The 25,864-nt window shown below is 48.5% G+C and carries 24 protein-coding genes, 1 pseudogene and 1 riboswitch; of the genes and pseudogenes, 12 read left to right on the forward strand and 13 right to left on the reverse strand.

Translation table 11 applies throughout. The features are described from left to right. Nucleotides 1-75 precede the first annotated feature (75 nt). Both C0638_RS12005 and C0638_RS12010 read left to right on the forward strand, forming a co-directional pair. A complete protein-coding gene (locus tag C0638_RS12005) occupies nucleotides 76-630 on the forward strand; it encodes an NAD(P)H-dependent oxidoreductase (RefSeq protein ID WP_058711482.1) in 555 nt (184 codons plus the stop codon). A 10-nt stretch (nucleotides 631-640) separates the two neighbouring features. After that, nucleotides 641-1,102 (forward strand): hypothetical protein, encoded by a 462-nt coding sequence (locus tag C0638_RS12010; protein WP_013373095.1) that lies wholly within the window; start codon nucleotides 641-643, stop codon nucleotides 1,100-1,102. Nucleotides 1,103-1,184: 82 nt separating this feature from the next. On the opposite strand, the gene C0638_RS12015 is transcribed toward C0638_RS12010, so the two are convergent. After that, nucleotides 1,185-1,916: a ZIP family metal transporter gene (locus C0638_RS12015; protein WP_013373094.1), complete on the reverse strand. Its 732-nt coding sequence runs from the start codon at nucleotides 1,914-1,916 to the stop codon at nucleotides 1,185-1,187. A gap of 281 nt (nucleotides 1,917-2,197) precedes the next feature. On the opposite strand from C0638_RS12015, the gene trxB reads away from it, so the two are divergent. Beyond that, entirely contained in the window at nucleotides 2,198-3,139 is a 942-nt protein-coding gene (trxB, locus tag C0638_RS12020) for a thioredoxin-disulfide reductase (RefSeq protein ID WP_016820315.1), read from the forward strand. Between the two features lie 58 nt (nucleotides 3,140-3,197). After that, a complete protein-coding gene (locus C0638_RS12025) occupies nucleotides 3,198-3,428 on the forward strand; it encodes a glutaredoxin family protein (protein ID WP_013373091.1) in 231 nt (76 codons plus the stop codon). Nucleotides 3,429-3,511: 83 nt separating this feature from the next. On the opposite strand, the gene C0638_RS12030 is transcribed toward C0638_RS12025, so the two are convergent. Continuing rightward, entirely contained in the window at nucleotides 3,512-4,684 is a 1,173-nt protein-coding gene (locus C0638_RS12030; protein ID WP_025674804.1) for an ROK family transcriptional regulator, read from the reverse strand. Nucleotides 4,685-4,818: 134 nt separating this feature from the next. Between C0638_RS12030 and xylA the strand changes: the two genes are divergently transcribed. Together xylA and xylB are read left to right on the forward strand one after the other, a co-directional pair. Next, on the forward strand, nucleotides 4,819-6,135 hold the full coding sequence (gene xylA, locus C0638_RS12035) for a xylose isomerase (RefSeq protein ID WP_013373089.1): 1,317 nt from the start codon (nucleotides 4,819-4,821) through the stop codon (nucleotides 6,133-6,135). 56 nt (nucleotides 6,136-6,191) lie between these two features. Continuing rightward, complete coding sequence (gene xylB / locus C0638_RS12040; RefSeq protein ID WP_040102866.1) at nucleotides 6,192-7,715, forward strand: xylulokinase; 1,524 nt, start codon at nucleotides 6,192-6,194, stop codon at nucleotides 7,713-7,715. Nucleotides 7,716-7,801: 86 nt separating this feature from the next. Here xylB and C0638_RS12045 read toward each other — a convergent pair whose 3' ends face one another. The 3 genes from C0638_RS12045 to C0638_RS12055 are packed head-to-tail and all read right to left on the reverse strand — an operon-like array spanning nucleotide 7,802 to nucleotide 10,323. Beyond that, complete coding sequence (locus C0638_RS12045; protein WP_082689609.1) at nucleotides 7,802-7,978, reverse strand: FeoB-associated Cys-rich membrane protein; 177 nt, start codon at nucleotides 7,976-7,978, stop codon at nucleotides 7,802-7,804. 36 nt (nucleotides 7,979-8,014) lie between these two features. Further along, a complete protein-coding gene (gene feoB / locus C0638_RS12050; RefSeq protein ID WP_058710433.1) occupies nucleotides 8,015-10,024 on the reverse strand; it encodes a ferrous iron transport protein B in 2,010 nt (669 codons plus the stop codon). Beyond that, the gene (locus C0638_RS12055) at nucleotides 10,015-10,323 is read right to left on the reverse strand and encodes a FeoA family protein (protein ID WP_230493726.1); all 309 of its coding nucleotides are present in this window, start codon (nucleotides 10,321-10,323) and stop codon (nucleotides 10,015-10,017) included. Before C0638_RS12055 ends, feoB begins: the two co-directional genes overlap by 10 nt. 217 nt (nucleotides 10,324-10,540) lie before the next feature. Between C0638_RS12055 and C0638_RS12060 the strand changes: the two genes are divergently transcribed. Continuing rightward, nucleotides 10,541-11,668: a transglutaminase domain-containing protein gene (locus tag C0638_RS12060; protein WP_025674823.1), complete on the forward strand. Its 1,128-nt coding sequence runs from the start codon at nucleotides 10,541-10,543 to the stop codon at nucleotides 11,666-11,668. 49 nt (nucleotides 11,669-11,717) lie between these two features. Next, entirely contained in the window at nucleotides 11,718-13,094 is a 1,377-nt protein-coding gene (locus C0638_RS12065; RefSeq protein WP_040102871.1) for an MFS transporter, read from the forward strand. Between the two features lie 125 nt (nucleotides 13,095-13,219). On the opposite strand, the gene C0638_RS12070 is transcribed toward C0638_RS12065, so the two are convergent. From C0638_RS12070 to C0638_RS12085, 4 genes and pseudogenes are all read right to left on the reverse strand, one after another. Beyond that, entirely contained in the window at nucleotides 13,220-14,686 is a 1,467-nt protein-coding gene (locus C0638_RS12070; RefSeq protein WP_013373076.1) for an amino acid permease, read from the reverse strand. Between the two features lie 134 nt (nucleotides 14,687-14,820). Further along, nucleotides 14,821-15,023: riboswitch (Lysine riboswitch) on the reverse strand. A 120-nt stretch (nucleotides 15,024-15,143) separates the two neighbouring features. Then, nucleotides 15,144-16,277: a virulence factor gene (locus C0638_RS12075; protein ID WP_016324726.1), complete on the reverse strand. Its 1,134-nt coding sequence runs from the start codon at nucleotides 16,275-16,277 to the stop codon at nucleotides 15,144-15,146. A gap of 242 nt (nucleotides 16,278-16,519) precedes the next feature. Continuing rightward, nucleotides 16,520-17,751 (reverse strand): annotated as a pseudogene (locus C0638_RS12080) (MFS transporter). 86 nt (nucleotides 17,752-17,837) lie between these two features. Continuing rightward, nucleotides 17,838-18,392 carry a MarR family winged helix-turn-helix transcriptional regulator gene (locus tag C0638_RS12085; RefSeq protein ID WP_058710434.1) on the reverse strand — a complete coding sequence of 185 codons (555 nt, stop codon included), beginning with the start codon at nucleotides 18,390-18,392 and terminating at the stop codon, nucleotides 17,838-17,840. A 357-nt stretch (nucleotides 18,393-18,749) separates the two neighbouring features. Here C0638_RS12085 and C0638_RS12090 point away from each other — a divergent pair, with 357 nt between their 5' ends. The 4 genes from C0638_RS12090 to C0638_RS12100 all read left to right on the forward strand — a co-directional run bounded on the left by C0638_RS12090 (nucleotide 18,750) and on the right by C0638_RS12100 (nucleotide 22,460). After that, a complete protein-coding gene (locus C0638_RS12090; RefSeq protein WP_013373071.1) occupies nucleotides 18,750-20,096 on the forward strand; it encodes a cytochrome ubiquinol oxidase subunit I in 1,347 nt (448 codons plus the stop codon). Continuing rightward, nucleotides 20,093-21,124, forward strand: coding sequence for a cytochrome d ubiquinol oxidase subunit II (locus C0638_RS12095; protein ID WP_040102874.1), 1,032 nt, complete (start codon nucleotides 20,093-20,095; stop codon nucleotides 21,122-21,124). The genes C0638_RS12090 and C0638_RS12095 overlap by 4 nt, the downstream gene beginning before the upstream one ends. Nucleotides 21,125-21,130: 6 nt before the next feature. Next, entirely contained in the window at nucleotides 21,131-21,241 is a 111-nt protein-coding gene (gene cydS / locus C0638_RS26165) for a cytochrome bd oxidase small subunit CydS family protein (protein WP_014278118.1), read from the forward strand. A gap of 208 nt (nucleotides 21,242-21,449) precedes the next feature. Next, nucleotides 21,450-22,460 (forward strand): MBL fold metallo-hydrolase, encoded by a 1,011-nt coding sequence (locus C0638_RS12100; RefSeq protein ID WP_025674835.1) that lies wholly within the window; start codon nucleotides 21,450-21,452, stop codon nucleotides 22,458-22,460. A 116-nt stretch (nucleotides 22,461-22,576) separates the two neighbouring features. Here C0638_RS12100 and isdG read toward each other — a convergent pair whose 3' ends face one another. Genes isdG through C0638_RS12120 form a run of 4 tightly spaced genes read right to left on the reverse strand, consistent with a single transcriptional unit; the run spans nucleotide 22,577 to nucleotide 25,705 of the window. After that, nucleotides 22,577-22,927 carry a heme oxygenase gene (gene isdG, locus C0638_RS12105; RefSeq protein WP_025674837.1) on the reverse strand — a complete coding sequence of 117 codons (351 nt, stop codon included), beginning with the start codon at nucleotides 22,925-22,927 and terminating at the stop codon, nucleotides 22,577-22,579. Between the two features lies 1 nt (nucleotide 22,928). Next, nucleotides 22,929-23,720: an ABC transporter ATP-binding protein gene (locus C0638_RS12110; RefSeq protein ID WP_013373067.1), complete on the reverse strand. Its 792-nt coding sequence runs from the start codon at nucleotides 23,718-23,720 to the stop codon at nucleotides 22,929-22,931. Then, nucleotides 23,717-24,715: a FecCD family ABC transporter permease gene (locus tag C0638_RS12115; protein WP_173364590.1), complete on the reverse strand. Its 999-nt coding sequence runs from the start codon at nucleotides 24,713-24,715 to the stop codon at nucleotides 23,717-23,719. The genes C0638_RS12110 and C0638_RS12115 overlap by 4 nt, the downstream gene beginning before the upstream one ends. 9 nt (nucleotides 24,716-24,724) lie before the next feature. Then, the gene (locus C0638_RS12120; protein ID WP_013373065.1) at nucleotides 24,725-25,705 is read right to left on the reverse strand and encodes an ABC transporter substrate-binding protein; all 981 of its coding nucleotides are present in this window, start codon (nucleotides 25,703-25,705) and stop codon (nucleotides 24,725-24,727) included. Nucleotides 25,706-25,864: the final 159 nt, after the last annotated feature.

The following is a 25,864-nucleotide window of genomic DNA, read 5'->3' on the forward strand; positions in this document are numbered from 1 at the left end:
TATTCAGATGGATTCTAGGAAAGGTTAAGAGCGTATGCAAAAGGATGATCTTGCTGATAAAGGATGATGCGCATAATGACGACCAGAATCATGATTGTATATGACAGTGAAAATGGACATACCGAACGTCTCGCTCGCTCAATCGCAGAAGGAGCACGCCTGAATCACACAGAAGTGGCGCTAAAGCATGTGAATGAGGCCGATGTGAATGAGCTAGTAAGCGCGGATGCGATCATATGGGGGTGCCCGGGTCATTTTGGTACCATCAGCAGCGGTCTGAAGAGCTGGATTGACAAGCTCGGATATTTGTGGGCGCAGGGCAAGCTGGTGGACAAAATCGGTGCAGTATTTTGCACAACTGCTACCGTTCATGGTGGATTGGAATCAACGCTTTTGAATTTGATTACTCCTATGCTTCATCAAGGCATGATTATTGTAGGCCTGCCCGCTAGCATCACGGAAAATGCGCTCTACGGCTCCTATTACGGTGTAGGGGTAACATGTCCGGTGGAGACAGACCCCGATGGACCGCCCAACCTTCCAACGGGCGATGATCTTTCGTTAGGTCGCTCTTTGGGCAAAAGGGTTGCTGAGATGGCGGGACGGTACCGTAGCGCTGAAAGAGAATAGGAGGCCGCCGATGACCATTGCTTTTATCGCAGTAGCTGTGGTTGCCTTGATCTTTTTGCTGGTATTTAACACAAAGATGACGCGCAAGTCCTCGGCCAAGAATCGCCCCAGCCAAGAGGAATCCCGGCAAAGAAGTAAACGTCCTTATCCTGTGCAAGTGGAACCCAAGGCGCATGAATTAACGGAACATAACGGAGAGATGCCGCCTAAGGATTCCGAAGTTGAAGAACATCGTGCCAAGGAGCATCAGAAGTTGCCTGATATCCAAACGGATATGAAGGTGGAAAAAGATCGCAAGAACATAGAAGGTGCTTACGGGGATCAGGATTATCGTGCAGCTTTGCGTGGTTTTGCTGGAAAGGACGGAGAAAAGGATGGAGGTTCCCCAAGATCCAATGGGAAGAAAGGGACTTCCAAAAGTAAGGACGAACAGTACCGTGAAGCACTGCGTTCCATGAACCAAAAAAAATGAGGTCCCATCATTTGAACATGGCAAAAAGGCTGCTTTTCTGTCTGAATTACAGACAGAAAAGCAGCCTTTTTGTGCTGCGCGGCTATAGCCATTCGGTTAGCCCGATCATCGTAATCAAGCCAAGAATAAAAGAGAATGTGGCGATCCGCTGGTTACCGTCCCCGTGACTTTCGGGAATCAGTTCCTTATAGACAATAAACATCATAGCCCCGGCGGCAAAAGCAAGGCCATACGGCACCAGTCCGTTCACCCAGCTGCTTAAATAAAAGCCGATCAGACTGGTGATGATTTCCACAGCCCCCGTTAGGGTAGCAATGCCCAATGCCTTGAAACGACCGATGTTTTGATTCACAAGGAATAACGCTACAATAAAGCCTTCAGGGGCATTTTGCAGACCGATAGAGAAGGCAATGAGATTGCCTAGATTCTGAGTCTCACTCGCGTAGCTGACCCCAACAGAGAGCCCTTCCGGCAAGTTGTGCAACGTAATAGCTGCAATAATGAGAAAAGATTTGGACTCCAATTGAAAAGTTTTGGAATCCGGGTCCTCCAAATCGGCATGGGGGATATACATTTCCATCACCAGTAATACGAGGCAACCAAGCAAAATTCCCGCAGTCAACACGAACCAATTGGAATGCTGGATCGCTTCTGGAATCAGGTTATACACGGATGCAGAGGTCATAATTCCTGCGGCATAAGCCAGCAGAACATCGCGAAGCCGATGCGTGATATTACGCATAAACAATATAGGTACGGCGCCGAGTCCGGTGGACAGGGCAGAAATTAAGCTACCTACGAAAACGTCATTCATAATCGGGATAATCCCTCCATACCTCATTTATCTTTAAACTTCGCTTCATGAAAACTTCATTTGACTGTTTACAGCTCTTTCCGCATAATGAAATTAGGATTTAGAATCAGTCTAAGTCATAAGAAGCTAGAAAACAAGTGATTCGTTTTTACAACATCCGGGTGTCCACTTTTTGGGATGAGCTTCTGCTGGCACTACTTTTAGAGTATATGCAGCAGCCCAGCGCCCGGTACCGAAAACTCGCTATATAATACTTATGATATTTTAGGAGGAACCAAGATATGTACAAGTCCATTATTATAGGTACCGGCCCTGCCGGTTTGACCGCCGCTATTTACCTGGCACGTGCTAATATGAACCCGCTGGTAATCGAGGGACCACAGCCAGGTGGACAATTAACCACGACTACAGAAGTTGAGAATTTTCCAGGCTTTCCTGAAGGAATCATGGGACCTGATTTGATGGATAATATGCGTAAGCAAGCGGAGCGTTTTGGCGCTGAATTCCGCACAGGCTGGGTGAACAAGGTAGACACAACTGCTCGTCCATTTACGCTGGATGTAGAAGGTTTGGGTGAACTGGTTACCGATACGCTGATTATTTCCACAGGGGCGACTGCCAAATACCTGGGGATACCCGGTGAACAAGATAATATCGGACGCGGCGTGAGCACTTGCGCTACCTGTGACGGGTTCTTCTTCCGCGGCAAAGAAATCGTTGTTATCGGCGGTGGGGACTCTGCACTGGAAGAAGCTAATTTCCTGACTCGCTTTGCTTCCAAAGTAACGTTGGTACATCGTCGTGAAGAATTGAGAGCTTCTAAAATTATGCAGGATCGTGCTCGTGCGAACAGCAAAATTGAATGGGCGCTCAATCGTACTCCTGTCGAAGTAGTTGCAGACGAAAACGGAGTAACTGGCTTGAAAGTGCTAAACAACGCAACAGGTGAAGAGGAAATCATTACAGTGAGCGGCGTATTCGTGGCAATTGGCCATCATCCGAATACAGGCTTCCTCGAAGGACAAATTACAACGGATGCGAACGGTTATATCGTCGTCAATCCGGGTACCTCCGAAACAAACGTGCCTGGCGTATTCGCTTGTGGCGACGTACAGGATACACGCTACAGACAAGCGATTACCGCAGCAGGTAGTGGTTGTATGGCTGCTATGGACAGCGAGAAATACATCGAAAGTCTGGAGCACAGCGCACTTGCCCTGTAATGATATTTGGAAGTATGAATAAATATAATGTAACAAAATAAATGATGAGGTGATATTCATGGAAAAAGCAATAGTTTACACATCTACAAACTGTCCGCATTGCCGTCAAGTAAAAAGCTACCTGGCTGAAAAAGGTGTCGAATACGAAGAACGCAACATTGAAACCAATGAAGCTTTTGCGCAAGAGGTTTGGGATATGGGCATTCGCGCTGTTCCATTGACTTTGATCGGAGAAGAACGTATTTCCGGTATGAACAAAACCAAGTTTGAAAAAGTGTTGAACGCTTAATCCAACCTAACAGCAGATAACGGATTTTGCAAAATCCTAAGCAAAAAAAGCGTACAGGAACCTGGTGTTCCTGTACGCTTTTTTTATAAAGATACACGTACACGCCCGAGAAAAGGAGCTGTTGCCGCATAGGCGGCACCTAGCATCGTCGAACGGCTGCCAAGCGTGGAGAAACGAATCTGTAGTTGCCGGCGGTGATAGGGCAGGGCACGTTCGTCAATCACTTTACGCATACTTTGCTCCAACCAAGGTCTGGCTTCCGCGAGTGGGCCGCCAATGATAAGCATACCAGGGTTGAGGCTGTTCACAATGTTGGTAATACCCACACCCAAATATCGCCCGATTTCACCAAGGACGCTTAATGTACTCACATCACCTTGCTGGGCAAACGGTAATAATCCCGCTGTATTATGTGCGGGCAGCTTCAATGTGGATGCTACATACGCCTTCTCCGAAGCATACAGCTCCCAGCAGCCTCGGCTGCCGCAGGAGCAGAGGCGCCCATTCCAGTCAATGGACATATGTCCGCTCTCGCCCGCGTATCCCCAAGCCCCTTGATACGGCTTGCCATCAATGATAATTCCGGCCCCGATCCCGGAGCCTGCACTGATGTAGACCAGATCCCGCACCAGTTGCCGATGATCGGCGTCCATACCATAGTACAATTCGCCTTGTGCACCGACGTTGGCCTCATTATCCACCACTATGGGAAGACCCAGCTCTGTCTCCAGCTGCTGCCGTAGCGGAACCTCTTCCCAGCCCAGATTGGGTGCGAATAAAACATTTCCGGTTTCATCCACCATCCCTGGTACCCCCAACCCAATGCCGACAATACCGTGAGGGGAGGGAGGGGTGACCTGCATGAGCTTCTGAACGAGCTTACGGATTTGTTCGATGACAAAGTCAGGATCATGCTGGGTTAGAGAAAGGGTAAGCTCTGTTTCAATGGTACCTGCCAGATCGGTCAGAGCGCCCTTGATGTACTGTACACTAACCTCGATACCAAGTACAAAGCCTGCACGGCTGTTGAACAGCAGCATTAAAGGTTTGCGCCCACCGCTGGATTCTCCTAATCCTGTCTCATACACCAATCCATCGGTGATAAGCTCTGCAACCAGGTTGGACACGGTGGCCTTGTTTAATCCGGTTTGACTGGATAACTGTGCCCGGGATAGAGGGGCATGAAGGCGGATGCGCTCCAATACAATGGATTTATTCAGCTTTTTGACAAGCGCCTGATCGCCAGTAACATTCATGGTTATTTCCCTTCCTGTTGATGTAATTCCCGTTATTATATCATAAAAATAAACTTAGTTTAAGCAATAGACAAAGTTTCTTGGCTGTGCTAGAATCATTTTTGTAAACGTTTACTACAAAGGAGGAACTTATAATGGCTTATTTCGAACAAGTATCCAAAATTAACTTTGAGGGCAAGCAATCCGATAATCCTTTTGCGTTCAAATTTTATAATCCTCAGGAAATAGTAGCGGGAAAAACGATGGAGGAGCATTTGCGTTTTAGTATGGCCTATTGGCATACGCTGGTTGCAGGCGGCTCTGATCCTTTTGGAGTAGAGACTGCGGAACGCCCATGGTCCAAGTTTACCGGACTTGATTTGGCGAAGGCACGTGTGGAAGCTGCCTTTGAGCTGCTGGATAAACTGAATTTACCTTATTTCGCCTTCCACGATGTGGATATTGCTCCTGAAGGCGCGTCACTGAAGGAATTTTACAGCAATCTGGATACCATCGTGGATCTGATTGAGGAGCACATGAAGGCTACGGGGAAAAAGCTGCTGTGGAACACGGCGAACATGTTTAGCCATCCACGTTATTTGCATGGAGCTGCGACGACTTGCAATGCAGATGTATACGCACACGCAGCTGCTCAAATTAAAAAAGGACTGGAAGTGGGCAAACGTCTGGGCGCAGATAACTACGTATTCTGGGGAGGCCGTGAAGGCTATGAAACACTGCTGAATACAGATTTGAAGTTGGAACAGGACAATTTGGGACGGATGTTCCATATGGCCGTGGACTACGCGCGTGAAATCGGCTTTGACGCTCAATTCCTGATTGAGCCAAAACCGAAGGAGCCAACCAAGCATCAGTATGATTTTGATGCGGCGACGACGATTGCCTTCCTGCAAAAATATGATCTGGATCAGCATTTCAAGCTTAATCTGGAAGCTAACCATGCCACTTTGGCGGGTCATACTTTTGATCATGAAGTACGTGTAGCACGGGTTAACGGCATGTTGGGTTCCCTGGATGCCAACCAAGGTGATTTGCTGCTGGGCTGGGATACGGACGAATTCCCGGTTGATCTGTATGATGCCACACTAACCATGTATGAAGTACTGCAAAATGAAGGATTAGGCCGTGGCGGTATCAACTTTGATGCCAAGGTGCGCAGAGCATCGTTTGAGCCAGAAGATTTGTTCCTCGCGCACATCGCAGGTATGGATACGTATGCGAAAGGGTTGAAGGTAGCCGCCAAACTGATCGAGGATCGTGTGTTTGAGGACTTTATTGAGAAGCGGTACAGCAGCTTTAAAGAAGGCATTGGAGCAGACATTGTATCCGGAAAAGCAACGCTTGCTTCCCTGGCTGAATATGCTCTGGCGAACGAAGCACCACGCAAAAACGTGTCCGGTCGTCAGGAATATCTGAAAGCAACATTGAATCAATACATTTTGGCTGATTAATGCCGGAATTTATATATGAATAAGGGCCGTACGATCACAGGGAAGGAGGAACTCCAATGCAGGAGAAGCTAAAACAGGAGCTGGAGCGCTATGTCATCGGCGTGGATTTGGGTACTAGTGCGGTCAAAACGGTGCTGGTCAACCGTAAGGGGCAGGTGGCTTATGAAACCTCTCAGTCATATCCTCTTCATCAGCCGAAAGCAGGGTATAGCGAACAGCAGCCTGAAGACTGGGTGCGTGGGACGTTAGCATCGTTGAAAGAGCTTGTAGAGAAGGCCGGAATCTCCGGAACAGATGCTGTGGACGGCATCAGCTTTTCGGGGCAGATGCACGGGCTTGTGCTGACTGACAAGGAAGGCCAAGTGCTTCGTCCAGCTATTCTATGGAATGACACGCGCACAACGGCACAATGCCGCCGTATTGAAGAACAGCTCGGGCCAGCGCTGCTAAGTATCGCGCGCAACCGCGCGCTGGAAGGCTTCACGCTACCCAAGCTGCTGTGGGTGCAGGAGCATGAGCCAGACGTGCTGGCTCGTGCGGCCCATTTTATGCTGCCCAAAGATTATGTGCGCTATTGTCTCACAGGAGAGTTGGCGATGGAGTATTCGGATGCGGCGGGCACGCTGCTGCTAGACATCGCGAACAAGCAGTGGAGCGAAGAGATCGCAGCTGCGTTTGATCTGCCGTTGTCGCTGTTCCCGCCGCTGGTGGAATCCTTTGACCAGACGGGTACACTATTGCCGGAGATTGCGGAGCAGAGTGGGCTTTCGTCTGAAACCAAGGTCTATGCAGGTGGAGCAGACAACGCATGTGGCGCGATTGGTGCCGGCATTTTGAGCGAAGGCCGCACCTTGTGCAGTATCGGCACCTCAGGAGTTGTGCTTTCCTATGAGGAACGCAAGGATATCGACGTTCAGGGACGGGCACATTTTTTTAATCATGGTGAGCAGGATGCTTATTATATTATGGGGGTTACACTCGCGGCCGGATATAGCTTGACCTGGTTTAAGGATACCTTTGCGCCGGAACATTCTTTTGATGCGCTGTTGGAGGATGTAAACTCGATCGAGCCGGGCAGCCGAGGGCTGTTGTTCACGCCTTATATCGTGGGCGAACGTACCCCTCATCCGGATGCAGCTATTCGAGGCAGCTTTATCGGGATGGATGCAGGGCATAAGCTTCCGCATTTTACACGAGCAGTGCTGGAGGGAATTACGTTTTCGCTCAAGGAATCCATTGATATTCTCAGAGGCACGGGCAAAACGGTGAATGAAGTGATTTCCATCGGCGGCGGTGCGCGTAATGAGACATGGCTGCAAATGCAGGCCGATATTTTTAACGCGGATATCGTCAAGCTGGAAAGTGAGCAGGGTCCTGCCTTGGGAGCGGCTATGCTGGCTGCATATGGTAGCGGGTGGTTTGAATCGCTGCAGGCGTGCGCTGAAGCTTTTCTGCGTGAAGCAGCAAGATATACGCCAAATCCGGAACGTGTGGCACAGTATGAAGGCTTATACGAGCTATACCGTGAAGTTTATCTACACACGCGGGAGCTAAGTGAGCAATTGGCGGTCTATCGGTAATACAGTGAACTTTGAACGTAAATGAGAAGCGGCTTCGGGTGTAGGAATCCCCGAAGCCGCTTATTTCATGGATGATAAGTTTTGGATTAAACACTTTTCTTCATTTTTGCATGACCTTTATTCACCGAGCTCACGGCACAGCCTGGGCATGACTTGCTCGATGAACAGCCAGCACAGGCGCCTTGGCGGCTTTTTCGCAAAAATCTTACCAGCACCCACGCACTGTAACCGAGGATCACCAATAAAATAATGATATTGACCATGGAATCCACTTCCTTTTATATACTCTAGGGTCTGACTTAACCCCAACCTAATAATCTGCCACACTGATAGATCAAGACGGCGATGATATATGCCACGGTCAAAGGATAGATCACAGAAAATGCGGTCCAGCGCCAGGAGAGTGTCTCCTTGCGAATAACCGCTACCGTAGCCAGACACGGCACATACAACAGAATGAACACCATAAAGCTAAATGAGGCAAGCGATGTAAAAGCATGACTGACTTGCAGTTCCAATCCCTGCATATCGGGAACATGATAAATGATATTCATCGTTGAGACGATAACCTCTTTGGCCATAAAGCCTGTAAGCAGAGACGCGCCTGCTTGCCAGGTGCCAAAACCAAGAGGGGCCAATAGAGGTGCAAACCATCCTCCAATCGTAGCGAGCAGGCTGTCATCCATTTCTACGCCAAAGCCCTGCGGACCGAAATTGGACAAGAGCCAGATGCCTACAGAGCCTGCAAGAATAATCGTTCCGGCTTTACGGACGAAGCCTTTGACCTTCTCCCATGTGCTGCGAAATAATGTAAGAGCCTGCGGCACCCGATAGGGAGGGAGCTCTACGATAAAGAGGGAGGGCTCACCTGATAAAATAGATACTTTGGAAAAAATTTTGGCAAGTATAAGCGATACGATGATCCCTAACACATACATCAGCATGATAATGCTCGCCGCATGTGACGGGAAAAATACACCTGCAAACAACGCATAGACTGGCAAGCGGGCCGAGCATGACATAAAGGGTACCAGCAACGTTGTAATGAGGCGTTCTCTTGGTTGTTCAATGGTGCGTGCTGCCATAATAGCTGGCACATTACAGCCAAATCCGATGATGAAGGGAATGAAGCTTTTTCCGTTCAAGCCCACGGCTTGCATCAAGCGATCCATGAGTATCGTGACCCGTGCCATATACCCGGAGTCTTCGATTACCGAGATAATCAGAAATAAGATAGCAATTTGAGGCAGAAAAACAAGCACACCCCCGACCCCAGCCACGATGCCGTCCACGACTAGACTTTGCGTAAAAGCGGACGCGTTCAAGTGAACGAGTAATTCAGTAATCCAGCTGCTGAGTGTCCCTGAAAAAAATTCATCCAGCATATCTGAAAGAATGGTACCCGCCCAATCGAAGGTAAACTTAAAGGTAGCGTACATTAACAGTAAAAAGATCGGAATCCCCAAGTACCGATGAGTTAGCAGTGCATCCAGCTTATCAGTCAGGCTGTGCGGTCTGAGTTTGGATGTGTCAACTGCCTTGGTGCACAGCTCAGCAATCCATGCTGTTCTTACAGAACGAATATGTTGAGCAGGGGTGCTGGCATACCCTTCCCTGAGAAGCTCTTCCTCGCAGCGCTGGATGCGTGCAGTTACTTGCTCACGCCGTGTCTCATTCGTCATCCATTCCATGACGACCGGATTGTTTTCCAGACATTGCAGTGCAGCCCAGCGGGGTTGAGGCACAGATGTATGCGGCAGCAAGTTGCAAATATCCGCAATAGCAGCTTCGACGGCAGGGCCGTAATCCAGTTGAAAAGCATTGGATGTATGTCTGACCTCTCGAAGGGAAGCAAGCATTTGCTTACTTCCACTACCTGTACGTGCCACCATCGGAATAATGGGAACGTTCAATTGATCAGCCAACAGTTCCTTGTTCACCCGAAGACCGGTGGCATCGGCTACATCGGTCATGTTTAAGCCAAGTACAAGCGGACGGCCGTATTCCAATAATTGTACGGTCAGATATAGATTGCGCTGGAGCTGGGAAGCATCCACGATGTTAATTAGCGCCGCAGGCGGTTCTTCCAGCAAATAACGGGTTGCGACGCCTTCATCCAGCGACAGAGGGAGTAAAGAGTAGGCACCCGGCAAATCCACCAATACGGCAGACTTGTCACGCAGGATTCCTGTTTTCTTTTCCACAGTGACGCCGGACCAGTTTCCTACTTCTGCATACGTACGAGTCAACTTGTTGAATAATGAGGTTTTTCCTGTATTGGGATTACCGAAAAGAGCGATCATGTCCATGTCGGAACGACCTCCAGTTGCTTCACTTGATTTTGACGGAGGCCGACTAACTGGCCGTTGCATTCAATGACGATCGGGCCGCCCAATAAACTGATCTTTTTTAAGCGTATAATGGAGCCTTCGTTGATGCCCATGTCTGTTAAACGGCGGCGCAATGAGGGGTGAAGAGTGGCAAGAGATTGCAAACGCACAGTCTGACCTAATGGTGTACGAAGGAGTGAGATACATTCTGCCATGGTGCTCAGCCTTTCTGATCTAGAATGAGAATCAATATCATTTACTTCCGATGCCAGTACCATATCATGAGGAGTACTAGATTGCTGTGATAAAATTCTCTGCGAACGACATGTTTATGTATAGCCCTCTCTGTTATATAACAGATTAAGGTGTCGCAACCTGCCTTTAAATGCACTCATACCCGCCTGCAACCGACAAAACTAGAGCGTTTGGGGCAACTGTTTTTATGGTAAGATAGAGCTGTTTACAACTATGCTAAGAAGGGCAGGAACGCTCTGTATGAACAGAAAAATCGGGGTTAGGCTTGTAAAATGTCTGGTTGCAGGTGCAGCGCTGGCTGTGTTGCTGCCGCAGGCTGTAGAGTGGGGCAACAATGTGTATGCGGCGTCGGTCAAGCCGACTCCCTCCGTATCATCGCAGCAGCTTCAAAACAAGCTTTTACAGGCAATGGCTACGCGGAGTGAAACGCTGACCTTTACATATCAAGGGCGAGTGAACGGTCTCAAGCAGCAGTTACAGACAGCCATCCAACAGGCGATGGAGAGCGATCCGTATGTGAATTATACGATCAAAAGCTACGCATTCAGCTATACAGGCACAACCACCTCCGCCCAGGTTACGATTCGTTTAAGCTACCGGGAAACGAAGGAACAGACGGCATATGTGGATAGCACAGTGCAAGCTGTGCTGGGGGATATCATTACGAAGGGAATGACGGATCATGAAAAGGTGAAGGCCATCCATGATTGGATCGTCGTTCGCCTGAAGTATGATGAAGCACAGCAAAAGTACACAGCCTATGATGGTCTGAAAACGGGAAGCACGGTCTGCCAGGGTTATTCGCTGTTGGCTTATAAAATGCTCGAACGAGCAGGGATTACAAATCGGATTGTGGAAGGTAGAGCAGGAGGGCAGTTGCATGCATGGAATCTTGTTTTATTAGATGGCCGATGGTATCACATGGATACGACATGGGATGACCCGACCCCCGATCGCGCGAACGAGGTAAGCACTTCATATTATCTGCTGACGGATTCAGAAATGCGGCGGGATCATTCGTGGGTTAAACAATATCCTCAGGCGAACACATCGTACCGCGAAACCTTATCGGCATTGATAGCTGCCGGAGGAGCAAAGGCTGCCGTGTATCAAAAACTGTACAATAACCTGGAATATCCATTGCAAGACGGCAAGGGACTGGTTAAATCATCAGCTGACATTAAGGAACAGGTTCGGAAGATGATAACTAAGGGAGAAACGTCACTTACTTTTGGCTATCAAGGGACGGAACGAAGTCTTAAGGAGGATTTACAGTCCTTGTATCAACTCGACTTGAAATCCATTTCCTATCAGATTACGGATCTCGGAAGTACCGGCAATCTTCGGGTAACCCTGAAATGGACTTAATTATTCGGCTGTAAAAAAGCCACCTTATCAAAGGAGTATTCTAATTTATATGCACAAGCGTTCCTTTACCTATTTGCTTGGCACGCAGACGATGTCCAATGCGGCCGACATTCTTTACATTATGGCACTTGTGTCGCTGGTTTTTCATGAAACAGACTCGATCTTCTCTTCAGTGCTCGTTCCGTTGCTGCGGATGGGGGCGCAGATGATCAGCGGCTTTTTGGCACCGCTCATTTTGGCCCGATTCCAGCTTCCTTTTATTTTATTCGTTTCCCAGTTTGGACAACTGGCTTTCTTCGCTATTCTGCTGGGACACTTATGGTCAGCGGGCACAGAGCCCGTATGGGTGATTGTGTTCGCGTTGGTGGCAGCCATGTCCTTTCTGGACGGCTGGACTACACCTGCTCGCAATGCACTGATTCCCCGCCTTGCTTCTGGGGAAGGACTCATGCGGGCAAACAGTCTGGTATCGGTCAGTGATCAGACGGTGCAATTAGCAGGGTGGGGGCTTAGTGGTGTGCTCGTAGCTATGCTGGGCTCGGAGAAAACATTGCTGGTGGCTGGCGGTCTGTATATGATAGCACTGATCTTCACCAGCTTGATTCGAGATCCCCTAGAGGGCAAAGCTCATTATTTGCTTCAGCCTGGAACAAGGGTACAAAATGGGGATTCCTTGGCTTCTGAGGTTGTAACCGAGCCGGGACAAGGGCAACATGACTTGCCTCCAGCGCAGTTGGAAGATAAGCTGTATGGTCCGGAATCAGAGAGCCCAGCGGTGCCTCCTAAACGTAAAAAAGAAATACTGCGTGAAGGCTGGAGTCTCATCGGAGCCAGTCACAGACTGAAGGCTCTTATTTTTATGGATATGATTGACCTGCTGGGGGGATCGGTTTGGGTAGGCGCGTTCACGCTTGCCTTCGCTCAGCAGGTCTTGCACAAGAGCGAGGCATGGTGGGGATACATTAATGCGGCGTATTTTGCAGGTGCGATTGGTGGTGGCATCATAGTCCTTGCCTGTGTCAAGCATTTGCAGCGCAGACTGCTGCCCGCTATGCTGGTGGGGATGGCAGGCTACGGGCTGCTGACGGCTTGGTATGCACTGAACACATTACCGCCACTAACGCTGCTTATCGTGCTGTTGATGGGACTACCTGCGGAAATGTCGGTCGTCTCCCGCCGCACGATGATGCAAATGAGTGTGTCGGTACATGATTTGCCCAAGGTGCTGTCCGCCCAGGCTACGCTGACAAGCCTGACGTTTTGTATTTCGCTGCTTTTAATGGGCTGGATTGCAGATCATCTGGGTATCGTTAATTTGTACTTGTTTTCAGCAGTGCTAACGATGATTGCTGTCATATACGGTATTTTTAGTCGTCGTGCCTTATCTATGTCTTTATCAGCTGAAGTAGCTACTTCTTCCAAATAAACAGAAAAAGAAAAAGCCCGTCTCCGGGCATATACAGGGGAACATGCGGATAATGGTCTTGGGACCAGGTGTACCAGCGTGTATTCCCTGATATGTGGAGACGGGCTTTTTAGCACTGTGTTCTATTATTTATCCGAAGACGGATTTGAACTCAAATCACATTCTTTTAGCGGAACGATTTTAGTACGTTTGATCCATTTGTAGCCAAGCCACAGCAGAAGGAACAGCGGCACACTCATATACGTAGCGATCATCGTTTTCCAGTCAATCTCCTGTCCAGTGAAGGCATCCGTCCCTTGCCCGATAATGACAATGATACATAGAGCAAAGGCAAACAACGGTCCGAACGGGAACCAGCGGGCTTTGTAGGGAAGCTCACTCAGACTGTGACCCTGTGCAGTAAAGGCACGGCGGAAACGATAGTGGCTGACGGCAATACCGACCCACGTAATAAATCCGCACATTCCAGAGGCATTGAGCAGCCAGTTATAGACTACACCGTCTCCGTACAAGGAGGCGAGAAAAGCAAGCATACCAACAGCAGTCGTGATCAAAAGTGCATTCATAGGAATGCCACGTCGATTGATACGCCCAAGGAAACGGGGAGCCTTGCCTTCCCGCGCCAAAGCGTACAGTACCCGAGTCGCTGCATACATACCCGAGTTGCCTGCTGACAATACGGAAGTCAAAATAACGGCGTTCATGACCGAGGCAGCAATGGCAAGCCCTGCTTTTTCAAATACGAGCGTGAACGGACTGACTCCGATATCACTGATATCTCCCCGCAGCAGATTCGGATTCGTATATGGAATGATCAAACCAATCACGAGAATCGCGAGAATATAAAAGAACAAGATACGCCAGAAGATTTGACGGATGGCACGTGGCACATTGTCACGCGGATTTTCGCTTTCGCCAGCGGCTACCCCAATCAGCTCGGTTCCCTGAAAGGAAAAGCCCGCAGCCATAAATACGCCCAATACAGCGAAGAATCCACCATGGAACGGGGCATCTCCTACCGTGAAGTTGGCAAAGCCAACCGCAGGACCACCCATGATGCCGAAAATCATCAGCACCCCTACGGCCAAAAAGATAATTACAGTCACAATTTTAATCATCGCAAACCAGTATTCGGATTCACCGTAGCCTTTGACCGTCAACGCATTCAGCAAGAAGATTATGGCGAGAAATAACAGACTCCACCAGGCAGAGTGGCTTTCCGGGAACCAGTATTTGATTAGCACGGTCGCTGCTGCCAATTCGGCAGCAATTGTCACTGCCCAGTTGTACCAGAAGTTCCAGCCCATGGCAAAACCAAAAGCCGGATCGACGAAGCGACCTGCATAGGTATTAAAAGAGCCGGATTCAGGCATAAACGTAGCCAGCTCACCGAGGCTGGTCATTAAGAAGTAGACCATGAGGCCAACTGCTGCATAAGCCAGCAGGGCACCGCCGGGTCCAGCTTCGGCGACCGCGCCTCCACTGGCGAGGAATAGCCCTGTTCCGATAGAGCCGCCGAGGGCGATCATCGTCATATGACGGGCTTTGAGACTTTTACGCAAGGTTGCGTCAGATGTTGCTTTGTGTTGCACGTTCAAACACTCCTTCATGAAATTGTATTTCATGTCAGGGCAAGAGCCAGAAGGAGGGGGAGTATATAAATCAAAAGACCGCAGGGAATACGCCTGCGGTCTTGTCTATGCATTCCGCACCATACCTTCTTCTATAACAAGATAGCTCAACACACGTGTCTGTGTTAGGACATCGCGTGACAGTTCTGCTCCTTTCGGTTAGCAGCCCCAGCATACGGAGTATTTACAAAGAGTCGGCTCCGCATACTTCGGCGGGTGTACCTTTCTACTGGAATCTCAGACGGCTCTTGTCGTCTCCTCCAGTGTACTGATTACATCCGCGACCTCTACCTCATCATAAAACAGGTTGATGAGGTGTATGACATGATATTATATTGTATAGTGAACTATAGTATATCGTACCTGTACACTTTCTGACAATCGACAATTTTTTGGAATCCATTTATTGAATCTTAAATCAGGAGTTCCGCTTGGCCATTTGCTGCCACACCGTACCTGCGGCTTGTTCGCCTGATTCGATGCGCTCCAGTGCCATTTTAGCTTGCAGACTGACCTCAAATTCGGGGTCATCGACGGCCTTCTCCAGCGCATCACGCGCATCCTCGGTTCCAACCTCGTATAGAAAACGGGCTGCACGCCAGCGAACCAGCTTGCTGCTGTCCGACAGGGCTCCGATCATAGCGCTGGTAGCGACGGGATCGCCAATGTCCGACAACGTGTCGCCAGCAGTGCGGCGTACTGCCGCTGAAGGATCGCGCAGCGCCTCGAACAGCAGTTCCATTGCCTCCGGTGAACGAATATCGCCCAGATAGACGACTCCCAGCCGCCGTAGCTGCATTTTGTCGTCATGTAGTGCTTGCCGGATCAACGGCAAATGCTCAGGCGTCGGCTCCAGCCGATCCAGCGCAGCGTAGCGTGTGCGCCAGTCTTCGTGTTGAAGAGCCTGCTTCAGCTCGGCATCGCTCCACTCGCGGCGTTCCTCCACGAATTCGCTGTTGTCCGCGCCGTGGGCAATCGCCTGCTGGATAATTTGTTCCAGCCGATCCTGCGGAAAGGCTGCCTCCAATTCCTGCTCAACCTCGCGGGCAATATCCGGCAGTTCACCGTAACGGACGCCGTAATCACTCAGCTTGCGTTCTTTGATCAGTGTTGCACTTGCCACACGGGTAACGGCTTGCACGAAGCGGTCGGACAAGGAAATTCGTTCCTCCTGCTGTCCTGCCTTAACCCTAATTTGCATGGGAAGACCGCGGAAAAATTGTACAAAAACCTGTGCTTCGCCAAACGCTTCCCCAGAGGTTTCCTCCGGTAAATCCCAGTTTGCGTCAGCACCTTCCTCGCCTAGCTGATCCCGGACTTGGCCCAGAATAGTAGACCAATCCGCATTTCCTTTACGGTCAAGGGCTACAAAATCGGTCGTGTGAAACACGCTTTTGACCCCTTCAATCGCCAGCATACGCCGGATAAATGGGGGAGCGGAACGTTCATTGTCCCGTGTATATGTTCTGCGGATACCTGCTTCCAGTCGCTCATCCAGATGCAGCATCATGGTGTTCGGACTGGGAGTTGGCTCGATAGATGTTATCTTCATAGCTCGGTACAGCCTCCTGTTCAAAAGTTCTCCATATATCATATATAGCTTATCTGTATTGTACCTCATTCTGTGTATGTCTCCAAAGAGAGAGTTTTTATTTACGAAGAAAATACAATGACATATATCACATTATTGATATAAGCATACCTGATGGATATGGAGGTTGTTTGGATAAAAACAGCTATATGGGCCGAACTCAAAAAAGTCACAGGGAAACGGAGTAGGCAGGATGGTGCTGTCTATGCATTCCGCTTCAACGAATCGTTTTGCTTCTGATGGATCAGGAGAGAAGCGATAAATCCCACAGACAGAACTGCCGCCAGCAGCATAAACGTAGTTATCTGATTGCCGCCATTTCCCATCAAACGAATGGAAAGCATAGGTGCTAGACTCGTACCGGCAAACAAAATGAAGGTATACAGTGAGACGGCTATGGCCCTTGCTGTACCGCCGAGCTGGCCAACTATTGCAATAAGTGAAGGGACACTTAGGGCAATGCCGCTAACAAAACATACACTTAATACCACGATAGCCATTAGAGAATGCGTCATTCCCATCAGCGCCAAGCTGAGAATGGAAAGAAGAAGAGCTGTACGTAGTAAAAGGTGAACACCGAATTTCAGGGCCAGTTGTCCGGCGAATGGGGAGAGAAGCATGCCGATGATGCCAGCGGATCTGACGTATAGCATCTGTTTGCTATTCAGGCCAAATTCGGGACTGCCAAGGTAGCTTCCCAAACCGTATACATGCTCACAAAGGACATCAGAAGAACAAAAGCGATTGTGTAGCTTAACCATAAAGGATACGAGCGCAGAACGGTCCCCAACTGGCCGAAGGCTGCCCAAATGCGAACCCCTCGTTGCGGAGAGGGAGCTTTAGGCAGGAAAAAAAGAACGATCAGGAAGGTGATGGCGTACAAAACACCTAGCATCCGAAATACCATATTCCATCCGATCTGTCCACTAATGACAATACTAAATACCTGTCCGGTAATACCTGCCACGAGAAAGCCAGTGCTGATAAAGCCGATAGCTGTTACCCGTTTTTCAGTCGGAAACATATCTACGGCATATGCGAGAGCAACGGGGGAAAAGGTGGCTGCCGCCAAACCCTGAAGCAAGCGTAGTGCAACTAATACGGAATACTGACTGGTTAAGCTGAGGGAAAACGACAGGATCGTCAATGCGAGCAGTCCAGCGACGATAACCTGCTTGCGTCCAAAGCGATCAGACAATCCTCCATAAATAAGACATCCCACCGCAAAGCCTAAGGAAAAGATACTTCCCGGCAGAGCCGCTTCAGCTAGTGTTTTTTCAAATACTTTAGCGAAGAGAGGGACCAAAGGGATCGTTACATATAGGCTGGACATCACGGCAACCGCTGACCAGCATAGGATTACAGTCATCCATACATAAGGGAGAGCAACATTTTCCTTCTGTATAACGCTATCATTTGTTCGTAATTTACTCATCAATAGAACACTCCTTCATCAAATAAGTAGTTTGAGATACAAACAATTAAATATATTAGATAACCTAATTATACGTTTAAAAAAAATTATCTGCCCACCCCCAGTTTATCTTCCATATGATGATGAATTTTTTCTATAATTCGCAAAAAAACGATCTGCTCCTCGGGCTCCAAAATACTTGCTAGGGAAGCACAGGAAGACCAAAATACAGGAAGCACTTGCTGCACAAGGTGAGATCCCGCTTCTGTAATGCGTACATGAATTTTTCGCCGATCTATAGAACTATGTTCTCTGATAATCCAGCCTCGTTGCTCTGTCCAGTCCAGGAGAGATGTAACAGATGCGCGACGAATTCCCAGACGGTCGGCTATCATAGAAGGGCTCATCTGGGCCTGAGATTGGTGCAGTGTCAACAGCAACAATAAATCTAGCTTACTCTCTGTCAGGCCGTAAGCAGCCAGATCCAAATCTATTGCGTCGAGCGTATTATCACTGGTCCATAGCAAGAAGAGACCAATACGGGCAAGTTGCCGATCCGTTTCTGCAAGGGCAGTTTGATCCATTAACTCCAGATAAGGTTCTGGTCCCAGACGAGGAAGAGGCTGCTGGATGGTGTCCCGCTTACTTTGTTTTGGCGGCATAAGTTCACTCTTTTCATATAATTAGGTTATCTAACTATCGCTAATATAACGTATTGCCATGCAAAAGACAATATCTAGCAAGAAATACTGCTACATTCAATACAGAAGCAGGGTTAAAAATCAGTTGAATGAACCAAACTGTGAGTAGGTTACCAAATTGCGCCAATAGATAAGTGAAGGAGGCGTTCCTATGTTCCGCAAGCAGGAAAGAACGCTCATTATTGTATGTATAATAATTGCGGCCATTATGCTATATGCCGTAATTAAAAGCATAGCTCGCTTGACTCCCTAGTTGGTAATCAAGAGTGATTTCGAAGTTTTCCCTATTAAAATGTGAAATGAAGGAGTGAAACCCATTTGTCTTCACTGGACCCTGTATTGCTAAGCCGGATGCTGACCGGGATTACCCTATTTGTTCATATCGTATTTGCATCCATCGGCGTTGGTGTACCTTTAATGATTGCACTTGCAGAATGGCGCGGGCTGCGAACCGGTGATCCGCATTATACACTACTGGCCCGGAGATGGGCGCGAGGGTTTGTCATCACTGTTGCCGTGGGTGTCGTTACAGGCACCTCCATTGGGCTGCAGCTCAGCTTGCTTTGGCCTACCTTTATGCGGGTGGCTGGACAAGCGATTGCACTGCCCCTGTTTTTAGAGACGTTTGCTTTTTTTATCGAAGCAATATTCCTAGGCATCTACTTGTATACTTGGGATCGGTTTAAAAGTAAATATTTTCACTTAATGCTGCTCATCCCGGTAGCGATTGCCTCGTCTGCATCAGCGGTTTTTATTACGACTGTGAACTCGTTCATGAACCAACCTCAAGGCTTTACACTCAAAAATGGAGTCATGACCAATATTCATCCCATCGAGGCTATGCTAAACCCTGCCACGCCGACCAAAGTGTCTCATGTACTGGCTTCCTCGTATACATTGAGCGCAGGGGTGCTGATGGGGCTGGCTGCTTACAGCATGCTGCGGGGGCGTAACCACCCTTATTTTAAAAAGGCGCTGAAGCTGACGGCCACCTGTACCATTGTGTTTGCCATCAGTACAGTGATGATTGGAGACGCATCCGGTAAATTTCTGGCCAAATATCAGCCGGAGAAGCTGGCTGCCGCCGAATGGCATTTTGATACGATGACGCACGCCCCCTTTGTATATGGTGGCTTTATGGATGAAAACGGTGAAATCAAATACGCTCTGAAAGTGCCTTATGCACTTAGTGTGTTGGCCGGAAATTTGCCTAGTACGGAGGTTAAGGGGTTAAATGACTATCCGGTGGAGGAACGTCCGCCGCTGTCTATTCATTATATGTTTGATCTCAAGATCACCACAGGAGTGCTGATTCTCGTCATCCCACTGCTATATCTGATCCGCAAGCGTTTGCCGGGTCGCAAACCCTACCCCAGATGGCTGCTGTTAGCACTCATTCTGGTTGGACCGATGGCGATGGTAGCTATTGAGCTGGGCTGGATGTTTGCGGAGGTCGGCAGACAGCCGTGGATTTTACGCGGATATATGAAGGTGTCCGAAGCAGCAACTACTTCTACAAGTGTTGGGTGGATGCTGGTGTTGTTTGTTATCTTGTATCTGGTGTTGTGCTTCTCGGCCATCAAGGTACTCAGCAAACTATTCCGTAATAAGGATGCCGTGGAAGAGATAAGACAGCTGGGCCTGGAAGGGGCTGAAGGCAAGTGAGCTATGAAATTGTAGGCATCGCCATTTTGTGGACCTTCCTGTTTGGATATTTGCTTGTGGCATCCATTGATTTTGGTGCAGGCTTTTTCAGCTTTTACAGTGTGCTGACAGGCCACCAGAACAAAATCCACAATATCATTCAACGGTATCTGTCTCCAGTATGGGAGGTTACGAACGTATTTCTCATCTTTTTTGTGGTGGGATTGAACGGTTTTTTCCCGGATGCAGCTTATTACTATGGGACGGCGTTACTCGTTCCCGGTAGTATTGCAATCGTGCTGCTCGCGATCCGGGGAGTATATTATGCTTACAATACGTATGGGCATTCGGGTAAAAATAATATCGTCTACATGGCGTTGTATGGTGCGACTGGATTACTGATTCCCGCGGCACTGTCGACGGTCCTTGCTATTTCGGAAGGCGGCATTATTTTGGAAAACAGAACAGGTGTTCATCTCCAATGGGGTCAGCTATTAAGCAACCCTTACACGTGGGCGGTTATTATTCTGGCGCTGGTGAGTGTATTGTATATATCGGCGATGTTTTTGTGCTTTTATGCCAAAAGGGCAGGGGACAAGGTCGCTTTCGAAATTGTACGAGGGTACGCGTTGCTCTGGAGTGCTCCTACGATTTTGGCGAGTTTGTTCGCATTTTTTCAGATTAACAAACAAAATCCGGACCATTTTGCCAATATGCTCAGTATGGCCTGGATGTTTGTCGCATCCTTCATATGCTTTGTAGGGGCAGTCTATCTGGTCTGGCAGCGGCGCCATTTGGGTATCTCCTTCATCCTGGTGATGCTGCAATTTGCATTTGCCTGGTATGGCTATGGCCGGTCACATCTTCCGTATGTTCTGTATCCCTACATTAATGTATATGACAGCTTTACGAACTCTACGATGGCATATGCATTGATTACGGCGTTTGTTGCGGGTCTGCTAGTGCTGATTCCTTCGCTGATCCTGATATTGAGATTGTTCCTGTTCGATGCAAAGTATGTAAGAGGACAAGCGGGAAAGAAAGGGTGAGTTAGAGTGGTTGCTTTCGAGCATTTTACGATCATGTATGAGTCGCCGATCATTATCGTGGTGGCGATTGTGTTTTTGTTTATTTATTCGGCACGCTTTAAAAACCCACAGGACTGACAATAACATGTGGAGCAGGCCTTCTGATAGACCCGGGAGGTCTGTTTTGCTATATTATCGCTGAATTTCCTTTACAGATGTGATTGAATTATACTTTACATATATCAGGATGTTGCATCATTTCATGTTCACATTTGAGTGACAATATATAGTTAAATTGAACCGTTGTGTTTTTGGAGAACGGGTCTGTCAGGGAGGGGGCTGCATCATGCCTAAAGTGCGTTTTAACAATATGGATCATGTAAATACCGATAAAACCATCAAGCAATTCAGACAATGGCGGCAGGAGCGACGCAGCAAAATAAAGGATTATACGTTCGTTGTGCCAAACCATCCCCCGGAGCTGGAGTTTCTGCATCATAATCGGGAAATGGCGACGGCGACATGGGTGGGCCATTCCACCTTTTTTATTCAGTACCTTGGGCTGAATATTGTCACTGATCCGGTGTGGGCAGAGCGTATGGCTTTTGATAAAAGGCTGGCTCCACCCGGCATTCGCATTCAGGATGTGCCACCGCTGGATATCATTCTGCTATCACATTCGCATTATGATCATTTACATTTGGCATCGTTGCGGAAGTTATATCGTGCAGACACATTGATGCTCGTACCCTCGGGGTTAAAGTCGAAAATGATCCGCAAAGGCTTTCGCAACTGCCATGAGCTGCAATGGTGGGAGCATTTTACGGTAGGCGGGGTGCGGATTACATTTGTTCCGGCACAGCACTGGACACGGCGTACGCCGTTTGATACCAATACTTCGCATTGGGGTGGATACGTTCTGCAAAGTGAGCAGCAGGTGATTGGTTCTGCCACGTCTGTTGCAGGCTCAGATGCTCATGCAGAATCCGATTCAACGGAGGCACCTACGTTGTATTTTGTGGGAGATACCGGATATTTCCGTGGGTTTAAAGAGATTGGCGAGCGCTTTGCCATTGATCTGACCTTTATGCCGATTGGCGCGTATGAACCGGAATGGTTCATGACCTCACAGCATGTGACACCTGAAGAGGCGTTGCAGGGCTTTGTGGATTGCGGCGCAGATCAGATGATCCCGATGCATTATGGAGCCTTTAAGCTGGCGGACGATACGCCGAGAGAGGCGCTGGATCGTCTCGAAGTAGAGCGAGAGCGCTTGGGGATTGCAAAGGAACGCATCCATGTACTGGGGCACGGAGAGACGCTGAAAATTGGGCGCCGTTGCTCAACCAGAATCTGAGGGATTCAATAAAATACGTATATAAGAGGATTTTGCAAAAATCCAATAAGCGGCCCAGCGGACAATTAATATTGTCTGCCGAGCCGCTTTTTTTAGTTCTATGCTACCGTTCAGAATTAAACGGCTTCGATCTCACTCGCCAAAGAGGAGTCATTGTTCGCAATGGGGTGACGAACGATTTTAACCTCATAGAACGTGATTTTATTTTCAATAATATAGTCTGGAATTTGACGGTGATTGTGGGATTCGCGGAACGCTTCACTTTTCGTCCAGCCTTGGAAGTTCTCTTTTTCCTTCCAGCGTGTGCTAATCGTTACTTCCTCATAATCCTTCGTGTTTTCCGTTAGCAGCACTTCCAGACCGAGGAAGCCTTCCATCTTTTCAACCTGTCCTTCTTTGTTAAATCTTTCGATGAGCAAATGGGCATTACCTGGTGTGATTTTAGATGTGTTTGTAACGATAACCATATTAAATTCCTCCTGAATGATGTGGTATGGTCGGTATAATAACCGGATAGCCATCCTCAAATTTGATGGTAGCGTTCATTTCATAAATGTCGCGAAGAAAAGCAGACGTCAAAATCTGACGGGGTTCGCCAGCAACGGCGATTCGTCCCCTTTTAAGCGCAATCATATGATGACAATAGGCCGCAGCTTGCTGCAAATCATGCAGTACCATAACAATCGTCAAGCCGGACTCGTGATTAATACGCCGCAGCATATCCATAACTTCAAATTGGTGGGCGATATCCAGAAAAGTGGTCGGTTCATCGAGCAAAAGAATACCCGTTTGTTGGGCCAAGGCCATTGCAATTCGCGCTTTTTGTTGTTCACCTCCCGATAGAGTATGGAACATCCGATCTGCATAGGGCTGGATGCCCGTGATTCCCATGACATGGTCGATAATTTGCTGATCTTGTCTGGTAGGTCGTGTCCTCAAGCCCTTGGCATGAGGAGATCTTCCATAAGCGACCAGCTCACGAACCGTTAATAACGGCAAAATATCCTTCATTTGCGGCAGCATTGTAATCGTCTGAGCCAAATCACGCCGCTTGTATTCCTCCACGGGCTTGCCCAGTATAGAAACCTTGCCCTGATCCTGCTTGAGCAGCCGGGTCAAAATCCGCAAAAGAGTAGACTTGCCTGAGCCGTTGGGACCGACAATGGCGGTGAGCTGGCCAGCGGGCAAGGTAATGTTCACATCGTCCAACTGGAAATATCCGCGTTGTAAGGAGAGATGTTCACCCTGAATGGCTGTCATCCGAAATTCCCCCGTTTCTTGAGCAGGATTAAGAAGAACGGTGCCCCAATGACGGCCAGCAAAATACCGACAGGCAGCTCAATCGGGTCAAACCAAGAGCGTGCGACTGTATCCGCTAGGACAACCAGTGTCCCACCGCCCACAATGGAAAGGGGGAGGAGGAAACGATAATCTTCCCCGATGAGTAGCCTTATAACATGGGGAACGACCAGTCCTACGAACCCGATCAGCCCGGCTACACTGACCGCCGTGCCGGCGAGCAGGGCAGAGAGCAAGATAATGAGCATCCGTTGAAGCTCTACCCGCTGGCCTAGCAGCTGTGCTGAATCGTCGCCCAGCAGCAGCAAATTCGCAGGCTTAATCGCAAACAAAGAGGCGATTAAGCCAATGATAGCGTAAGGAGCCATGAACTCCAGATGATGCCAGCTGCGTCCATTTAACCCGCCAGATAGCCAAGGAAGTACTGCCTGTACGCGGTCGCTGTACATGACCATCACGCCGTTGGTGAGCGCGCCCAACAACGCGTTGATCGCAACGCCAGCCAGCACAATTTTGACAGGGGAAGCCCCTCGGTCCCAAGCCAGTAGGTAAATGACGATCGCACTCAGAAAGGCTCCCAAAAAGGCGGTTACCGGAAGAAGGTAACTAAGCTGTGGAAGCATCACCATCGTAATAACGGCAGCAAGTCCACCTCCAGCCGATACACCAATAATGCCTGGGTCAGCCAATGGATTTTTCATGACGCCTTGAAGAAGTGCTCCTGAAGCTGCGAGACAAGCGCCTACCAATAAACCTACCAATACTCTGGGGAGTCGGAGATCCATTAGGATCGTGCGATATGTGGATTCATCATTATGTAGCAAAACCTGATTGATTTCTTGAAGTGGAATCGAAACCGAACCGTAGGCCAGACCGTACACAGAGACGGCTAGCAATAAGATCGGAAGGATAATCCAGGCGATGGTGCGTCTTCTGGCGCGCTGTAGTTTGTTCATCGCCATCGCCTATTTCGCCGGATACAGCTTTTGGTGCATCAAATCCAGCGCTTTAGTGACCCGTGTCCCTGGATTTGTCCCGAACAAATCTGAAGGTAAAACCTCGACCTGGCTGTTTTGGACTGCCCGGATTCCGTTCCAAGCTGCATTTTCCTGCATTTCTTTTATAAATGCGGCTTTAACCTCTTCCGTATTACCATGGGTCATGATGAAAATGTAGTCAGGGTCAGCCTGTACGATGCGTTCTGTGTTCAACTGCGCATATTGCGGGAAATTTTGCAGGCCCGGAAAATCAGCGGCGATATTGGAACCACCTGCAACTTCCAAAATGTTTCCGCCTAGAGAATTCGGCAGCGCTGCCATGTACGTGGCCGGGGCTCCGTAAACCAGCAACACCTTCGGTTTGGAGGTAGAGGCTGTTTCTTTTTGCAGCTTGGCTACTTGTTGGTCAATTTGTTGGTTCAGCTTTACGGCCCCGTCCTGCTTTTGCAGTAATTGTCCGTACAGCGTAATTTGTGACTGGATATCCTGAACTGAATTAGCCCCAGTCAGCAGCAGCTGTGAACCGACTCCTTCAATGGCTGGGATGTCTTTTTCATTCATAGGATAGTTGCCTAGTACGACATCCGGTTTGAGCATCGTAATTTTCTCCAGATCTACTTCATGAGTGGAACCTATTTGCTGAACGTTTTCAGCAGCAGGTACGACGGAAGGTCCATTGGAGTTGGGCCTCCCCACGGCTGTCCCGCCCAATGCGTAAATAATATCTAGATCGCCATTACTGAGCGCAACGATATGTTGAGGGACCTTTTGAAACGCCAACGTCCGTTTTGAGAAATCAGTAACTTGAATCGTCGCGCCGCTTGTCGTGCTTGAAGTGGTAGATACGGAAGCACTGACTGGTTTGTGATCTGCGGTCGAGGTACCATTACTACATCCGGTAACTGCCAATAAAAGCGCTGCGGATGACCACAACACATAAGATTTCATGTTATTCCTCCTGCAATTTTCAAGTTAAACAATAATGATAATCATTTTCATTTATGTATAAGAGAATGATAATGAATATCACTGAGGATTGTCAATTGAAAAAAGTAAATTTTAAAATAAATTTTGAACTAAAAATAAAAGAGAGTCATTCGAATTATA

The sequence above is a fragment of the Paenibacillus sp. lzh-N1 genome (assembly GCF_002872435.1).
Lineage (GTDB): Bacteria > Bacillota > Bacilli > Paenibacillales > Paenibacillaceae > Paenibacillus > Paenibacillus polymyxa_C.

Coding starts and splice junctions, on each gene's coding strand:
- xylA (WP_013373089.1), top strand. CDS start 4,819: ATGGCTTATTTCGAACAAGTATCCAAAATTAACTTTGAGGGCAAGCAA.
- C0638_RS12010 (WP_013373095.1), top strand. CDS start 641: ATGACCATTGCTTTTATCGCAGTAGCTGTGGTTGCCTTGATCTTTTTG.
- C0638_RS12025 (WP_013373091.1), top strand. CDS start 3,198: ATGGAAAAAGCAATAGTTTACACATCTACAAACTGTCCGCATTGCCGT.
- C0638_RS12110 (WP_013373067.1), bottom strand. CDS start 23,720: ATGACAGCCATTCAGGGTGAACATCTCTCCTTACAACGCGGATATTTC.
- C0638_RS12015 (WP_013373094.1), bottom strand. CDS start 1,916: ATGAATGACGTTTTCGTAGGTAGCTTAATTTCTGCCCTGTCCACCGGA.
- trxB (WP_016820315.1), top strand. CDS start 2,198: ATGTACAAGTCCATTATTATAGGTACCGGCCCTGCCGGTTTGACCGCC.
- C0638_RS12030 (WP_025674804.1), bottom strand. CDS start 4,684: ATGAATGTTACTGGCGATCAGGCGCTTGTCAAAAAGCTGAATAAATCC.
- C0638_RS12100 (WP_025674835.1), top strand. CDS start 21,450: ATGCCTAAAGTGCGTTTTAACAATATGGATCATGTAAATACCGATAAA.
- C0638_RS12005 (WP_058711482.1), top strand. CDS start 76: ATGACGACCAGAATCATGATTGTATATGACAGTGAAAATGGACATACC.
- C0638_RS12115 (WP_173364590.1), bottom strand. CDS start 24,715: ATGAACAAACTACAGCGCGCCAGAAGACGCACCATCGCCTGGATTATC.
- C0638_RS12065 (WP_040102871.1), top strand. CDS start 11,718: ATGCACAAGCGTTCCTTTACCTATTTGCTTGGCACGCAGACGATGTCC.
- feoB (WP_058710433.1), bottom strand. CDS start 10,024: ATGGACATGATCGCTCTTTTCGGTAATCCCAATACAGGAAAAACCTCA.
- C0638_RS12060 (WP_025674823.1), top strand. CDS start 10,541: ATGAACAGAAAAATCGGGGTTAGGCTTGTAAAATGTCTGGTTGCAGGT.
- C0638_RS12045 (WP_082689609.1), bottom strand. CDS start 7,978: ATGGTCAATATCATTATTTTATTGGTGATCCTCGGTTACAGTGCGTGG.
- C0638_RS12075 (WP_016324726.1), bottom strand. CDS start 16,277: ATGAAGATAACATCTATCGAGCCAACTCCCAGTCCGAACACCATGATG.
- C0638_RS12055 (WP_230493726.1), bottom strand. CDS start 10,323: ATGGTACTGGCATCGGAAGTAAATGATATTGATTCTCATTCTAGATCA.
- isdG (WP_025674837.1), bottom strand. CDS start 22,927: ATGGTTATCGTTACAAACACATCTAAAATCACACCAGGTAATGCCCAT.
- C0638_RS12085 (WP_058710434.1), bottom strand. CDS start 18,392: ATGCCGCCAAAACAAAGTAAGCGGGACACCATCCAGCAGCCTCTTCCT.
- xylB (WP_040102866.1), top strand. CDS start 6,192: ATGCAGGAGAAGCTAAAACAGGAGCTGGAGCGCTATGTCATCGGCGTG.
- C0638_RS12120 (WP_013373065.1), bottom strand. CDS start 25,705: ATGAAATCTTATGTGTTGTGGTCATCCGCAGCGCTTTTATTGGCAGTT.